This is a genomic window from Streptomyces sp. NBC_01390, from assembly GCF_045040105.1.
In the GTDB taxonomy this organism is placed as follows: Bacteria; Actinomycetota; Actinomycetes; order Streptomycetales; family Streptomycetaceae; genus Streptomyces.
The window spans coordinates 5,629,856-5,645,156 of the sequence record NZ_CP109551.1; the positions used below are offsets into that span (position 1 = coordinate 5,629,856).

Consider the following 15,301-nt stretch of genomic DNA (forward strand, 5'->3'; position numbering starts at 1 on the left):
CGACACTCGGGGTCTCCCCCGGTCTTGCTCCCGGGGTCGGGTCATGCTGACGCTGCGGAGTGTGACGGTACATCCCGCCCCCGTGTCAAACGGGAAAAGCCCGCAACGGCCACTCGAACGGTAACCCGACTACCGCCATTCCTGCCGCCCGGAGTATCGACCCGCCTCTTCGAGCCTATGCGGACGGTGACCTACCGGTTACCGTCGCTCCCCCGCCGTATGCGCCGCTCACCCGTCTCCGGCGCACCTCACACACGGGTGAGGCACCATACGCCGACCCCCAGGGCGACCAGCGCGGTGACGCTCGCGAGGACCGCCGATGCGACGGGGTTCACACCGATGGCGACGGGCGCCCGGTGCCGCACCCGGGCCACCGTCCACACCAGCAGCCCGCCCCCGAACAGGGCGAACACCATTCCCACGAAGATCGCCGGTCCGCTCTCCATACCCCTGCGCGCCCCTCTGCTGCCGCCCGGGAGTCCCCGGATCCGGGAGGCTCGCACGCCCGGGCGGCGTCCGCACGAACCTGAGATGAACGCCGGGCGGACGGCGGCCACGCGTCCGTACGACTGCCCGCCGGGCGGCCCCTGAGCACCCGGACGGACAGGCCTTCCGACCACGGACCGTCGCGGGCGGCGCCCACGAATCTCACAGCCGGCGGCGCTGGACCACCCCGGACCGGCCCTCCAACTCGGCGTGAATATGCCGCCCGGACCTCCTCGCACACGCACCCGGTACGCCGGCCCGCGCGCTTCCCCACGCCTCGCGCGCCGCCTCCGTGGCTCCCCCTGCCGTACGTCCCAGGAGTACGCGACCTGCCGTACCGATGTCGGCCGCGCAACTCCCCTCCCCCGTGGTCGTGACGACGTAGACCACAGCCTCACGCCGACGGACCCGGCAACACCTTCTCTGTTGTCTGCTACGACGGCTCCAGGAACCCCTGCTCCACCAGCAGCCGGATCTGCGCGGGCGTGCGGTCCCGCAGCGACACGGGGTCCTCGCCGACCAGTTGGGCGATGGCGTCGAGAATCCGCCCCGCGCTCAGCGTGCCGTCGCACACGCCTGCGAAGCCGGCGCCGACCGTGTCCACCTTGGTGGCCCGGCGCATCCCGCGGTTCTGGCGCAGCACCACGTGTTCCGGGTCCTCGGCGCCGGGCAGCCCGACCTGCTCCTGCACCACCTCGTCCGCCAGGGCGAAGTGCGCGGCGAGCAGGGCGGCGTCGTCGTGCGCGCGCAGGTAGTCCACGCGCTCGAAGTGCGCCCGAACAGTGTCCCCGAGCGGCTGTTCGACGGGGTGCGGCCACTCCTCCACGGTGATCGAAGGCTCACTCGCCCCCGTCTTCCGCAGCGTGATCCAGCCGAACCCGACCGATCTCACCTTGCGTGCCTCGAACTCGTCCAGCCACTCGTCGTACCGCGCCCGGTACTCCGCCGGGTCGGAGCGGTGGTCGCCGGCGTCGCGCAGCCACAGCTCGGCGTACTGCGTGACGTCCTGCACCTCGCGCTGCACGATCCAGGCATCGCACCCGCGCGGCACCCAGGACCTCAGCCTGTCCTGCCAGTCCTCCCCTTCCACGTGCTGCCAGTTGGCGAGGAACTGTGCGAACCCGCCCTCGCGCAGCCGCTCCCCCGCCTCCTGAACGAGCGTGCGGCACAGATCGTCCCCGCCCATCCCGCCGTCCCGGTACGTGAGCCGCGCGCCCGGCGAGATGACGAACGGCGGGTTGGAGACGATCAGGTCGTACGTCTCGTCCCCCCGGACCGGCTCGAAGAGCGAGCCCTCGCGCAGGTCGGCCGCCGGGGCACCGGACAGGGCGAGCGTCAGCGCGGTGATGTGCAGGGCGCGGGGGTTGAGGTCGGTCGCCGTCACGCGCGTGGCGTGCCGGGAGGCGTGCAGCGCCTGGATCCCGGAGCCGGTACCGAGGTCGAGCGCGGAGGCGACCGGCGTACGGACGGTGATTCCGGCGAGGGTCGTGGAGGCCCCGCCCACCCCCAGCACGACGCCCTCGTCGTGGCTGCCGATGCCACCTGCCCCGCCGACCGCGCACCCCAGGTCGGACACGATGAACCAGTCCTCGCCGTCCGGCCCCCCGTACGGCCGTACGTCGACGGCGGCGGTCACCTCACCGCCGCCCTCGGAGTCTGTGCCGACGGCGACGAGCCACCCGCTCGCCACACAGTCGTCGACGGGCAGCACGGCCGCCACGCGCGCGTGGGGCACGGGCTGCTGCAACAGGAACAGCCGCACGAGCAGTTCGAGCGGCGTGTCGCCGCGGGTCGCCCGGAGCGCGGGCACGGTCTCGCTGCGCGCCAGGGCGGCGTACGCGGGCGCGCCGAGCAGGTCGAGCAGTCCGTCGGCGGTGAAGTCGGCGGCCAGAAGGGCGTCCCGGAGGAGCGCGGCGGCGTCGGGGCGGTCGGCGGAGGGCAGGGCGTGCAGGCTGGCGTTACTCACGCCTCCCATTGTGTCCGCCCCGCGGCTCGGCCGCGCACGCCTGTGGACAGACATGCGCGGACATCCAGTACGCCTGTGGAAAACCTCCGCCGCAGTGACGGCGAACCCGGCCTGAAAGGTCAGCCGGCGGCCGAGGAGGCCGCCGGGGACCCGGGAGAGCCGGGGGACGCAGACGTCGACTTGCAGCTCTCCTGCTTGGCCATCGACTTGCCGACGTCGCCTTCCTCCAGGGCCTTCAGGGCGTCGTTCCCGCTCTGGCTGAGCTTGTCCAGCTGAGTGGCGACACCCTTGAGGCCGTCGGCGAACTTCCCCTGGTTCTTGATGTCGAGCCCGTCCACCTGCTTCTTCAGGCCCGCGTAGGAGGTCGCGATGTCGTTGAGTTCCTTGACGGCGTTCGTCATTTTCGTGTCGCCGTCGTCGACGTTCGGGGCACCCGCGGTGTTCACGGCCGTACCGATCGCCTTGTAGGCGTCCGCCATGTCCTGGAAGGCCTGTGCGTCGGTCTTCTGGACGGCCGCCGGCGTGCTGTTGTCCGAAGTCTCCTTCTGGATCGCGGCGTTGGCGGCCTCGATCTTCTGCGCCTGCGGTTTCACCGCGTCGCACACCTGCTTGGCCCAGGCATCCAGCTTCTCGTTGCCGTCGTCGCTGCTGCATCCCGACAGCGCCAGTACCAGTACCGCACCGCCGGACAGTGCGACCGCGAGCTTCTTGTTCACCGGATTGGTCCCTTCCATGGCTCTCGGCCCCGGAACATACACGCCAACTGGGCGACAACGACGTGACGCACATCCGGTTGATGTGTTATTGCAGCCATTTGCACCAAGAGAGAACCGGGAGAGAGAAGGCTCACGAAAATGGTGGGCAACCTACGCCGAGCGGGCGGACGACGCGTCACCACGCGTCGTCCGCCCGCTCGTTGGCCTCGGGCTACGAAACCACCGCGGGATCGGCCGACTTGGCCGACCGCTGCGCCTCCTCCCCCTCGTCGTCCCCGGCCACCCCGCGTCGCTTGGACACGTACACCGCGCCCACGATCACCGCGATCGACAGGACGGCGATGACGATGCGCAGGGCGAGGTTCTTGTCGTCGCCGTAGCTGAACTTGACGATCGCGGGTGCGATGAGCAGCGCGACCAGGTTCATCACCTTCAGCAGCGGGTTGATGGCCGGGCCCGCGGTGTCCTTGAACGGGTCGCCCACCGTGTCGCCGATGACGGTCGCCGCGTGGGCCTCGCTGCCCTTGCCGCCGTGATGGCCGTCCTCCACCAGCTTCTTCGCGTTGTCCCACGCGCCACCGGAGTTGGCGAGGAACACCGCCATCAGGGTGCCGGTGCCGATCGCGCCCGCGAGATACGCGCCGAGCGCTCCGACGCCGAGCGTGAACCCGATGGCGATGGGTGCCATGACGGCCAGCAGCCCGGGCGTGGCGAGTTCCCTGAGCGCGTCCTTCGTACAGATGTCGACGACGCGCCCGTACTCCGGTTTCTCGGTGTAGTTCATGATCCCGGGGTGCTCGCGGAACTGCCGCCGCACCTCGTAGACCACCGAACCCGCCGACCGGGAGACCGCGCTGATCGCCAGCCCGGAGAACAGGAAGACGACGGCCGCGCCGGCGATCAGGCCGACCAGGTTGTTGGGCTGCGAGATGTCCATCACGAGGTTCATCGGCCCGCCCTCGCCGACCTTCTCGCCGACGTCGTGCGCGGCTGTCGTGATCGCGTCGCGGTACGACCCGAAGAGCGCCGAGGCCGCCAGGACGGCGGTGGCGATGGCGATGCCCTTGGTGATGGCCTTGGTGGTGTTGCCGACTGCGTCCAGGTCGGTGAGCACCTGTGCGCCCGCTCCCTCGACGTCGCCGGACATCTCGGCGATGCCCTGCGCGTTGTCGGAGACCGGCCCGAAGGTGTCCATCGCGACGATCACACCGACGGTGGTGAGCAGTCCGGTGCCGGCCAGCGCCACCGCGAACAGCGCCAGCATGATGGACGTACCGCCGAGGAGGAACGCCCCGTACACGCCGAGGCCGATCAACAGGGCGGTGTAGACGGCCGATTCGAGCCCGATGGAGATGCCGGCGAGGACGACGGTGGCCGCGCCGGTGAGGGAGCTCTTGCCGATGTCCCGTACGGGTCGGCGGGTGGTCTCGGTGAAATAGCCGGTCAGTTGCTGGATCAGGGCCGCCAGCACGATCCCGATGGCCACCGCGAGAACCGCGAGGATCCTCGGATCGCCGCTCTTGGCCGCGATCGCCGCGTCGGTGACCCCGTCCAGATCGGCGTACGACGACGGCAGATAGACGAAGACGGCGATCGCGACGAGGACGAGCGAGATCACCGCGGAGATGAAGAAGCCGCGGTTGATCGCGCTCATGCCGCTGCGGTCGGAACGCTTCGGCGCCACCGCGAAGATGCCGACCATCGCCGTGAGTACGCCGATCGCGGGCACCAGGAGCGGGAAGGCGAGCCCGGCGTCGCCGAAGGCTGCCTTGCCGAGGATCAGCGCGGCCACCAGCGTCACGGCGTACGACTCGAAGAGGTCGGCCGCCATGCCCGCGCAGTCGCCGACGTTGTCGCCCACGTTGTCGGCGATGGTCGCGGCGTTGCGCGGATCGTCCTCCGGGATGCCCTGCTCGACCTTGCCGACCAGGTCGGCGCCGACGTCGGCGGCCTTGGTGAAGATGCCGCCGCCGACACGCATGAACATGGCGATGAGGGCGGCACCGAGGCCGAAGCCTTCGAGCACCTTGGGCGCGTCGGCCGCGTACACCAGCACCACGCAGGAGGCGCCCAGCAGGCCGAGGCCCACCGTGAACATGCCGACGACGCCGCCCGTACGGAATGCGATCTTCATCGCTTTGTGGGATACGTCGGTGAGATCCTTTTCCGGCTGGCCTTCCGCTGGTGTGGCTTCCCGCGCGGCGGCGGCGACGCGCACATTGCTGCGCACGGCGAGCCACATGCCGATATAACCGGTGGCCGCCGAGAACGCGGCGCCGATCAAGAAGAACACCGACCGTCCGGCGCGCTGATTCCAGTCGTCCGCGGGCAGCAGCATCAGCAGGAAGAACACGATCACGGCGAATACGCCGAGCGTGCGCAACTGCCGTGCCAGATAGGCGTTCGCGCCTTCCTGGATCGCCGTGGCGATCTCCTTCATGCTGTCGGTGCCCTCGCCCGCCGCGAGCACCTGGCGCACCAGCACCCCGGCGACCGCGAGCGCCGCCAGGGCGACGATGCCGATGACCATGACGATCAGTCGGTTGTCGTCGGTCAGTACCGCGGCTGCGAAGGTTGTGGGTTGGTCGAACCGCTGAGGGGTAGAAAGCCCCGCCATTCGTCCTCCTTGACGCTTGGGCTGAGCTCAAGATGTGGACGGGATTGTAGGTACCGGAAGCTGATCAAAACAGTACGCGGAAACGGAATAGATTGCCCCATGCTATTCAGCAAATGATCGGCGGAAGATCCTGGGAAGATCCCCGGGTGATCAATTGACCCACATGGCGTAATGCCGCAGGCGCATTGACGCGTGATCGAATTCCCGCGCGACTGATCGTGAATGCCTTCACGAGGGGATCGTGAATACCTTCACGAATTCCGGAACCCGCCGACAAAAACGCCAAGGGCCCTGCTGAGCAGGGCCCTTGGCGTTGTAGAGAGGTGAGGTCAGGGGAGGAGCGTGGCCGGCGGCGTGGTTGGCCAGCTCATGCGGATCGATCCGCCGTTCTCCCCAGCGGTGACCTCGACGTCGTCGACGAGGCCGCTGATGACCGCGAGGCCCATCTCGTCCTCCTCGGCATCCACGTCCACATCACCGGCACCCGGAGCGTTGTCGCCGGGAGCCGAACGGGGTGCTTCGTCGCCGACCTCGATGGAGAACAGCTTCTCCTCCTCGATCAGCGTCACCCACACCGGCTCTGTGATGCCGCCGCTCTGATGCAGTCCGACGGCACGGGAGCACGCCTCGCCGACGGCGAGTCGCACCTCGTCGAGTACGGCCTCGTCCACTCCGGCCCTGCGCGCAACCGCTGCCGCCACCAGTCGGGCGGTCCTGACGTGCTCGGGCAGCGCGCTGAAGCGGAGTTCAACGGTGGCCATGCATCCCCCTCGGAATACGGGCGTGCGATCAGGGGGCCGGATCGCCGAGACCCGGACCCCCCTCGTTTACTTCTGCCGTCATGGACACACGTACGAGTGACCGCACGCGCGTCCGTCAAACGGTCGTCAGTCGGTGGCCGCCACCGCTTCGTCGACCGAGGTGTGAATCGGGAACACCTTGGTCAGACCGGTGATACGGAAGATCTTCAGAATGCGCTCCTGGTTGCAGACCAGGCGCAGCGAGCCCTCATGGGCACGCACACGCTTCAGGCCGCCGACCAGCACGCCGAGCCCGGTGGAGTCGAGGAAGTCGACACCCTCCATGTCGACGACGAGGTGAAAACTCCCGTCGTTGACCAGCTCGACCAGCTGCTCACGCAGCTTGGGCGCGGTATAAACGTCGATTTCGCCACCGACCTCGACGACCGTACGATCGCCGACGGTACGGGTCGACAGGGACAGGTCCACGGATCCTCCAGCACCTTGCTATCGAGCGGTCATCCCAAGGGACACCTCGGCAGAGTCCCCAGGACGGTTCGCCAGCCGCGATGGCATTCAATCACTTACCGCAGGGCGTGCACGACGCCTTGGGCCCATTGTCCGTCACGCCAGTGACACACTCGATGCCGATGGCCAAGAATCACCGATCCGAACGACCCTCGGCTGCGGCCGCCTCGCGACCCGATCCGGGCACCATCCTGGACCGGCTCGCCTCGGGCCCCGGCCGGGCTTCGCGCATCACTCATACGGAGCACTTGCCCCCGCGTACGGGCCGCCATGCCGTCTGGCCCGACCGGATTCGCGCCGAGGTCGTCGCGGCCGTCCAGGCCGCCGGTATCGAACACCCCTGGGCCCACCAGGCACTGGCCGCCGAGCACGCCCTGGACGGCGACAACGTGATCGTTGCCACAGGCACCGCCTCGGGCAAGTCGCTCGCGTATCTCGTGCCGGTCCTCTCCCGCCTTCTGGACGGCTCCGAGGCGCCCAACGGCCGCGGGGCGACCGCGCTGTACCTCGCCCCGACCAAAGCCCTCGCGGCCGACCAGCGACGTTCGGTGAAGGAACTTTCACAACCTTTGGGAAACGCGGTACGCCCGGCCGTGTACGACGGCGACACTCCCGTCGAGGAACGCGAATGGGTCCGCCAGTACGCGAACTACGTCCTCACCAACCCGGACATGCTGCACCGGGGGATACTCCCGTCCCACCCCCGCTGGGCCTCCTTCCTGAAGTCGCTGAAGTTCGTCGTCATCGACGAGTGCCACACCTACCGCGGTGTCTTCGGCTCCCACGTCGCCCAGGTCCTGCGCCGGCTGCGCCGCCTGTGCGCCCGCTACGGCGCCTCCCCCGTCTTCCTGCTCGCCTCCGCCACGGCCGCCGAGCCGTCCGTCGCGGCGGGCCGCCTGACGGGCCTCCCGGTCGTCGAGGTCGCGGACGACGCCTCACCGCGTGGTGAACTGGTGTTCGCCCTCTGGGAGCCCCCGCTCACCGAACTGCACGGCGAGAAGGGCGCTCCCGTCCGCCGAACGGCCACCGCCGAGACGGCCGACCTGCTGACCGACCTCACCGTCCAGGGCGTGCGCTCGGTGGCCTTCGTGCGCTCCCGGCGCGGCGCCGAGCTGATCGCGGTGATCGCCCAGGAACGGCTGGCCGAGGTCGACCGCTCGCTGGCCCGGCGGGTGGCCGCCTATCGCGGCGGCTACCTCCCCGAGGAGCGCAGAGCCCTCGAACAGGCCCTCCACTCCGGCGAACTCCTCGGCCTCGCCGCCACCACCGCCCTCGAACTCGGCATCGACGTCTCCGGGTTGGACGCCGTCGTCATCGCCGGCTACCCGGGCACCCGCGCCTCGCTGTGGCAGCAGGCGGGCCGCGCCGGACGTGCCGGACAGGGCGCGCTGGCGATCCTGGTCGCCCGCGACGACCCGCTGGACACCTTCCTCGTCCACCACCCGGAGGCCCTGTTCGACCAGCCGGTGGAGTCGACGGTCCTCGACCCCGACAACCCGTACGTCCTCGCCCCCCACCTGTGCGCTGCGGCGGCCGAATCACCCCTGGTCGAGGAGGATCTGGCGCTCTTCGGCCCCGAAACCGCCGCCCTGCTCCCGCAGTTGGAGGCCGCGAAGCTGCTCCGCCGCCGAACCAGTGCCTGGCACTGGACCCGCCGTGAACGGGCCGCTGACCTGGCCGACATCCGGGGAGGTGGCGGCAACCCGGTCCAGATCGTCGAGGAGGGCACGGGACGGCTGCTCGGCACTGTCGACGCGGGGGCCTCGCACACGGCTGTCCACGAGGGCGCGGTCCACCTCCACCAGGGCCGTACCTATCTCGTCCGCTCCCTCGACCTGGCGGACTCCGTCGCCCTGGTAGAGGAGGCGAACCCGCCGTATTCGACGGTCGCCCGCGACACGACGTCCATCGCCGTCCTGGAGACGGACATCACGATCCCGTGGGGCGACGGCCGCCTCTGCTACGGCTCCGTCAAGGTCACCAACCAGGTCGTCTCCTTCCTGCGCCGACGGGTCATCACCGGTGAAGTCCTGGGCGAGACAAAGCTCGACCTCCCTCCTCGGACGCTGCGCACCCGTGCCGTGTGGTGGACGGTCACCGAGGACCAGCTCGACGCCGCCCGCATCAACCCGGAGATCCTCGGCGGCGCCCTGCACGCCGCCGAACACGCGTCGATCGGCATGCTGCCCCTGTTCGCGACCTGCGACCGCCGGGACATCGGCGGCGTCTCCGTCCCGCTCCACCCGGACACCCTCCTTCCGACGGTCTTCGTGTACGACGGCCACCCGGGCGGCGCCGGCTTCGCGGAGCGCGCCTTCCACACGGCCCGTTCCTGGCTGACGGCCACCCGGCAGGCCATCGCCTCCTGCGAGTGCGACGCCGGCTGCCCGTCCTGCATCCAGTCCCCCAAGTGCGGCAACGGCAACGAGCCCTTGCACAAACGCGGGGCGGTGCGGCTGCTGACGGTTCTGCTGCAGGGGGCCCCGGAGGAGAAGGCTCCGGACGAGCCGGGCTGAGGCCGGGACTTGCCTCAAGGGGGCGGCTCAGTCGGCCCCAGAGGGCCAGCGGGTCCCGGCGGACCCGCCCTCGACCTGACCTCGGCCGCGAACAGGCCCCGTCCCGCTGCCACCGTCAGGTCCGACGTCTCGCCCACCATCGCGCACCGAACGAGCCGGGTGCCCTGCGCCGCAGCCACCCGGTCCGCCCGAGCACAGGCCTCCGAGGCGCCCTCCGTCCAGTGGTCCGCCGCCGCGAGCGCCGCCAGATCCGCACCGGCGGCGGCCCGATGCCGGGCCACAGCGGCCTGCCCCATGGCGAGCACCACGCCGAACACCACACACAGGACGGCGACGGCACCCACGCTCCACACCGTCGCGGAGCCACGGTCGGAACGGAGCAGGCGGCAGGAGACAGCTCCGACCAGTCGCCCGCGCCTCCCGGTTCCCAGACGTCTCATGTGCCCGCCCCCACCGTCTCCTCCGCCAACGCCACCGCTTCGTGCGCCACATCGACGGTGAGACCTCCGAGCCCCGGGGGCTGGGCCACCACCGCCACGCGCACGAGGTCGCCCTCCCTGGTGACGGTGACCTCCGCCCCGCGCGGGGCCGCTCCGCGAGCCACCTCGGCGACCGCGCCGGGCGGGTCCTGCCGGGCGGCGGCCCGGGCACCGGCCCGGGCCGCGTCCACGCACTGGATCTGCGCGGCGGCGACGAGCAGGGCCCAGACCAGCGCCATCGAGAACAGCACCAGCGCGGGCAGCACCACGGCGGCCTCGGCGGTCACGAACCCCCGGTCCCGGAACCGCCCCACATCCCGCTCCTGGCCGGGGCGTTCACATCTTGGCATCGAGGGCCTTCTTCACGATGGCCTGCAATTCCGAGCTGACCTGCCCGCTCGTCACCACCTTGTAGAGCACCGCGGCGAACGCCACCGCCGCGATGATGCCAACGGCATATTCCGAGGTCACCATTCCGGCATCCCGCCGCACCGCCAGCGCCACACGCGCCCTGCACGCCAGGGCACACATCCGCACCCGCACCACTGTGAACATCTCAACTCCCGTAAGTTTTCAGCCTTGTCGATGGCTTGTTTGTCGTGGATCTGTTGTCGTGGGTCTGCTGTCGTGGATCTGTTGTTGGCTTGTTGTCGATCAAGCTCCGCTGATGAACTGCGCCTGAGCACGCACCCCTCGCGTCATCCACCACCCCCGCCCAGCAGCCCGTCGGCCAGCCCCATCACCACGGGCAGGACGCCGACCGCGATGAAGGCGGGCAGGAAGCAGAGGCCCACCGGCGCGGTGACCATGACGGCCGCCCGCCGGGCCCGTTCCGTCGCCGTGCGACCCCACTCGGCGCGGGTGTCGGCGGCAAGACGCGCGACGGGCCCCGCCGCGGGGACGCCGGACTCGTCGGCCCGCTCCAGCAGTCCCGCCAGGGGGCCGGCTCCCGGTATCGACGCCAACCTCCTCCAGGCTTCCGCCGGTTCGCCGCCGAGCCGTACCTCCGCCGCGCCCCGCGCCAGCCGCTCCCCGACCGGCCCCGCCAGCGCTTCGCCCACCGCCTGGGCGGCGATCACCGGACCGGCGCCGGCCGCGATACACGCCGCCAGCAGATCGGCTGCGAGCGGAAGCTGCCGAGCCGCCTCGGCCGTGTCGACGGCCTCCGCCGCCGCACCACCGGCCGTCCGCCGCAGTCGCCACCACCACAGCCCGACCCCGGCGACCAGCCCCGCCACTACGCCGGCCACGCCGCCGACCAGCACCCACCCGCCACTCACCGCACCCGCCACAGGCAGCCACCGCCGTACGACACTCCACGCCCCGAACCGCCGTTCCACCGGCGCGCGTTCCCGGCGCAGTTCCAGCGTGAGCAGCCGGGCCAGCCTCCGGCGCACCCGCCGTTCACGCCGTACCGTCCCGATCCACCGCAGCAGCCACCCCAGAGCCAGCGCGACCCCGAGCAACACCCCCAGCCTGTGGAAAACCTCCGCGCTCATGCCGACTCCCCTCTCCGCGCGCCCTCGGCAGCCGCACCAAGACGGCCCCCGTCGCTCACTCCGCCGGCCCTCATGCCGTCTCCGCTCCCCGCACGATCCGCAGCGCCCACCACAGGCCGACGCCCTCCAGAACCCCGCCGACCAGCAGGCAGCCCAGCCCGGCGCCGGTGTGCAGCAGCACGTGCAGGGGGTCGGCGCCCAGTGCCGTGCCCAGGACCAGTCCCAGCACCGGCAGGCCGGCGAGCATCACCGCCGTCGACCGGGCACCCGCCAACTGGGCACGCAGGTCCGCACGTTGGTCCCGGTCGGCGCGCAGAGCCCCTTCGAGGCGGTCGAGTCCGGCCGCCAGTCCGGCGCCCTGGTCCACGGCCACCCGCCAGCACGCCGCGAGGCCCAACAGCCCCTCCGCGCCCGCTTGTCGGGCCGCCGCGGCGAGCGCCCCGGGTACGTCACCGCCGAACCGCGCGGCCGCCAGCACCGACGCCTGCGCCTCGCCTAGCCCGCCGGAGTCACGTGCCGCCCGCAGCAGCGCCTCCCCCGGCTGCCGCCCGGCGCGCACCTCACCGGCGAGCGCCCCGCACAGTGCGATCACCTCGTCGCCCCGCCGCTCCCGGGCCCGGCGCACCTCACCGGCCCGCCGCACCCGGCGCAGCAACGGCACCCCGGCCGCGCCCGCCAGCGCCGGCACCACGGAGGCACCCAGCAGAGCCACCACCAGCCCGACGGCCACCGACCACCACTCGGCCCGCAACCACGCGCGCAGCCGCCGCAGTTCACCGACCGCCCGCTCCCACGGAGGGGGCCCCGCGCCCACAGCCCCGCCCCCGGCGAGCAGCAACTCCGCCCGCCGTGCCCCCGGATACCGCCCACCCAGCAGCCAGCAGGCCGACACCACGCACACCCCGGCCACGCCCATCGCCAACGCTCCCGTCCCCGTCACGTGCCTTCACCTCCCTGTCCCTTGTCGCCGACGGCGCGGAGCAGCCCCCGCAACCGCTCCCAGCCGCGCTCGTACGCGAACGCCTCCTCGCCCCACCGCAGCGCCGGTACCGTCACCACCAGCCCCGACGGGTCCCGCTCCAGCACATGCACCTCGGCGATCCGGCGCCGCCCGGCCCGGTCGCGGACGAGGTGCAGGACCACCGACAGCGCGGCCGCCAACTGGCTGTGCAGCGCGGCCCGGTCGAGCCCGGCAGCCGTACCCAGCGCCTCCAGTCGCGCCGGTACGTCCGCCGCCGCGTTCGCGTGCACCGTCCCGCAGCCGCTGTGGCCGGTATTCAGGGCGGCGAGCAGATGCACGACCTCCGCGCCTCGGACCTCCCCGACCGCCAGCCGGTCGGGCCGCATTCGCAGCGCCTGCCGCACCAGGTCCTGGAGCGTGACCAGGCCCGCGCCCTCCTGGTTGGCGGGTCTGGTCTCCAGGCGTACGACGTGCGGGTGGTCGGGCCGCAGCTCCGCCGAGTCCTCGGCGAGCACGATCCGCTCGCCCGGGCCGGCCAGCCCCAGCAACGCGCTCAGGAGAGTGGTCTTGCCACACCCCGTACCGCCGCTGATCAGGAAGGACAGCCGTGCGTCGAGCAGCGCCCTCAGCACCCGGTCGCCGCCCGGCGGTACGGTCCCCGCGGCCATCAGCTCGTCCAGGGTGAACGCGCGCGGCCGTACCACCCGGAGCGACAGACAGGTGCAGCCGACGGCCACCGGAGGTAGTACCGCGTGCAGACGGGTCCCGTCGGGCAGCCTGGCGTCGACCCACGGCCGGGCGTCGTCGAGGCGTCGTCCGGCCACCGCGGCGAGGCGCTGCGCAAGCCGCCGTACGGCGCCCGCGTCCGAGAAGGAGACGTCGGTCAGCTCCAGTCCGCCGCCCCGGTCCACCCACACCCGGTCCGGGGCCGCCACCAGCACGTCACTGACCGACGGATCGGCGAGCAGCGGCTCCAGCGGGCCGGTGCCGACCAGCTCCGACCTCAACCGCTCCGCGGCGCCCAGCACTTCGGCGTCCCCGAGCACCCGCCCCTGCTCCCGCAGTGCCTGTGCCACGCGCGCGGGGGTCGCCTCGGCCCCGCTCTCGGCCAGCCACTGCCGTACGCCGTCCAGCAGTCCGGTCGACGCGCCCGGCCCCTCGTCCCAACGTCCGCCGCTCATCCGCTGCCTGCCTCGGCCAGCGCCCGCTCCCAGAACATGGTGCAGAACCGGGCCAGCGGTCCGCGTACGGCCGCTCCTGGCGGCGCCTTGCCCTCGTGCGGGCGGGCCAGGGCCGATTCGACGGGGACCTCACCGGCCAGCGGCAGATTGAGCAGCCGGGCCACTTCGTGGTCGTCCAGCCCCGGTGTGTACGGCCCCCGTACGGCCACGCGCAGGTCGCGCAGGACCATGCCGACGGCGGACGCCACCCGGCCGGCCGCCGCGACGGCGCGCAGTTCACCGGGGACCACCAGGAGTCCGACGTCCAGTTGGGCGAGGACTTCCGCGACGCCGTCGTCAATGCGGCGCGGGAGGTCGACGACGACAGCGCCGCCGCTCCGTCTGGCCGCGGCGAGCACCGCCCGTACGGCCTGGGGCGGGACGGACACGCTGTCTCCGCGGTCCCAGCTCAGCACCCTCAGGGAGTGCAGTTTCGGCAGCGACTCCTCCAGGGCGCCGCCGCCGACCCGGCCGCGCGAGGCGGCGAAGGCCGGCCAGCGCAGTCCGTCGGCCGTCTCGCCACCGAGGAGTACGTCGAGTCCGCCGCCCAGCGGATCCGCGTCGACGAGCAGGGTGCGCAGTCCCTCGCGCGCGGAGGTGACGGCGAGCGCGCAGGCCAGCGTGGACGCTCCCGCGCCGCCCCGGCCGCCGATGACGCCCACGGTGAGCGCGGGCCTGCCGACGCCCTCGGCGACATCGGCGATCCGGTCGACGAGCCACTGCTCGCCGTCGGGCAGCATCAGGACGTGATCGGCGCCGATCTCGACGGCCCGCCGCCAGACCCCGGAGTCGTCCTGGTCGCGCCCGACCAGCACCACGCCGCGTCGGCGCGCGGCGCCACGTACCCGTCGTACGGCGTCGTCGCCGACCAGGACGAGGGGTGCTGCCTCCCAGCCCCCGCCTCGCTCGGGTACCCCGTGGTGCACTTCGGGTGTGGCACCGGCCGCCGCGCACAGCCGCAGCAGGTCGTCCAGCAGGTCTGCGTCCTCGGTGACGATCAGCGGTCCGCTCTGCCGTCCCTCGGTCCCGGCCCGGTCGTTGTCGTGTGTGATGGCTCCCGCCATGTCTTCCAGCCCCCTTCGCCATATGTGCGGCCGACGGAATCCGGCCATACGCGCCCGGCAAACGGAACCGGCCATGAACTCGCCGCGAGCGGGACGCGTTGGAATCACGGTGCGGCGAACCCGGAAAAGAAGTGGATCTTGAGCGAAATCTGTGGACAACTCGGTGGTTGTGGATATCGGCATCACCCAAACAGGTGAGCACTCTTCGACTTTCCACAGAGCACCGCGTCAGCTACACACAGTGACGAGCCCTGGGCATGCAAAAGAGACGGCCGGAGCCGCCTCGGACGGCACCACGGCCGTGGACAGTGAGCTGGGGAAGAAAGAAAACCCACCCGGACATGCGACGACCCCCGCCGGGGGGGAGAGCGGGGGTCGTCCCCACGGTTCGACTCGGGGGGGGAGGAGCCGGACCGGGTTAGCACGGTCGCGAACGATCCGTGACTTCCATGGTGTACCCGACAGCCTTCTCGGGCAAACCCACATGCCACTCCTTAGGCCGAATGGTG

At 71.5% G+C, this 15,301-nt stretch carries 14 protein-coding genes; 1 reads left to right on the top strand and 13 read right to left on the bottom strand.

All coding sequences use genetic code 11. The annotated features are described in order from the left end of the window. Positions 1 to 248 precede the first annotated feature (248 nt). The 6 genes from OG241_RS25390 to bldG form a co-directional block, all read right to left on the bottom strand. Positions 249 to 446, bottom strand: a complete 198-nt coding sequence (locus tag OG241_RS25390; protein ID WP_405818177.1) for a hypothetical protein — start codon at positions 444 to 446, stop codon at positions 249 to 251. A 473-nt stretch (positions 447 to 919) separates the two neighbouring features. Next, positions 920 to 2,461, bottom strand: coding sequence for a methyltransferase (locus OG241_RS25395; protein WP_405818179.1), 1,542 nt, complete (start codon positions 2,459 to 2,461; stop codon positions 920 to 922). A 110-nt stretch (positions 2,462 to 2,571) separates the two neighbouring features. Further along, the gene (locus OG241_RS25400) at positions 2,572 to 3,186 is read right to left on the bottom strand and encodes a small secreted protein (protein WP_405818181.1); all 615 of its coding nucleotides are present in this window, start codon (positions 3,184 to 3,186) and stop codon (positions 2,572 to 2,574) included. Between the two features lie 193 nt (positions 3,187 to 3,379). After that, a complete protein-coding gene (locus OG241_RS25405; protein WP_405818182.1) occupies positions 3,380 to 5,785 on the bottom strand; it encodes a sodium-translocating pyrophosphatase in 2,406 nt (801 codons plus the stop codon). Positions 5,786 to 6,114: 329 nt separating this feature from the next. After that, complete coding sequence (locus OG241_RS25410) at positions 6,115 to 6,546, bottom strand: ATP-binding protein (protein WP_405818183.1); 432 nt, start codon at positions 6,544 to 6,546, stop codon at positions 6,115 to 6,117. Positions 6,547 to 6,672: 126 nt separating this feature from the next. After that, positions 6,673 to 7,014, bottom strand: coding sequence for an anti-sigma factor antagonist BldG (bldG, locus tag OG241_RS25415; RefSeq protein WP_005475923.1), 342 nt, complete (start codon positions 7,012 to 7,014; stop codon positions 6,673 to 6,675). Between the two features lie 80 nt (positions 7,015 to 7,094). Here bldG and OG241_RS25420 point away from each other — a divergent pair, with 80 nt between their 5' ends. Further along, positions 7,095 to 9,569 (top strand): DEAD/DEAH box helicase, encoded by a 2,475-nt coding sequence (locus OG241_RS25420; protein ID WP_405818184.1) that lies wholly within the window; start codon positions 7,095 to 7,097, stop codon positions 9,567 to 9,569. A gap of 14 nt (positions 9,570 to 9,583) precedes the next feature. Here the strand turns inward: OG241_RS25420 and OG241_RS25425 are convergent, their stop codons facing one another. The 7 genes from OG241_RS25425 to ssd form a co-directional block, all read right to left on the bottom strand. Continuing rightward, the gene (locus tag OG241_RS25425) at positions 9,584 to 10,009 is read right to left on the bottom strand and encodes an Rv3654c family TadE-like protein (RefSeq protein WP_405818186.1); all 426 of its coding nucleotides are present in this window, start codon (positions 10,007 to 10,009) and stop codon (positions 9,584 to 9,586) included. Next, positions 10,006 to 10,398, bottom strand: coding sequence for a TadE family type IV pilus minor pilin (locus OG241_RS25430; RefSeq protein WP_405818187.1), 393 nt, complete (start codon positions 10,396 to 10,398; stop codon positions 10,006 to 10,008). Before OG241_RS25430 ends, OG241_RS25425 begins: the two co-directional genes overlap by 4 nt. After that, positions 10,385 to 10,603 carry a DUF4244 domain-containing protein gene (locus OG241_RS25435; protein WP_405818189.1) on the bottom strand — a complete coding sequence of 73 codons (219 nt, stop codon included), beginning with the start codon at positions 10,601 to 10,603 and terminating at the stop codon, positions 10,385 to 10,387. Before OG241_RS25435 ends, OG241_RS25430 begins: the two co-directional genes overlap by 14 nt. A 143-nt stretch (positions 10,604 to 10,746) precedes the next feature. After that, positions 10,747 to 11,547 carry a type II secretion system F family protein gene (locus tag OG241_RS25440; protein WP_405818191.1) on the bottom strand — a complete coding sequence of 267 codons (801 nt, stop codon included), beginning with the start codon at positions 11,545 to 11,547 and terminating at the stop codon, positions 10,747 to 10,749. A 70-nt stretch (positions 11,548 to 11,617) separates the two neighbouring features. Then, on the bottom strand, positions 11,618 to 12,463 hold the full coding sequence (locus OG241_RS25445; protein ID WP_405826418.1) for a type II secretion system F family protein: 846 nt from the start codon (positions 12,461 to 12,463) through the stop codon (positions 11,618 to 11,620). A 20-nt stretch (positions 12,464 to 12,483) separates the two neighbouring features. Then, the gene (locus tag OG241_RS25450) at positions 12,484 to 13,689 is read right to left on the bottom strand and encodes a TadA family conjugal transfer-associated ATPase (RefSeq protein ID WP_405818193.1); all 1,206 of its coding nucleotides are present in this window, start codon (positions 13,687 to 13,689) and stop codon (positions 12,484 to 12,486) included. Then, a complete protein-coding gene (ssd, locus tag OG241_RS25455; RefSeq protein ID WP_405818195.1) occupies positions 13,686 to 14,792 on the bottom strand; it encodes a septum site-determining protein Ssd in 1,107 nt (368 codons plus the stop codon). The genes OG241_RS25450 and ssd overlap by 4 nt, the downstream gene beginning before the upstream one ends. Positions 14,793 to 15,301 lie beyond the last annotated feature (509 nt).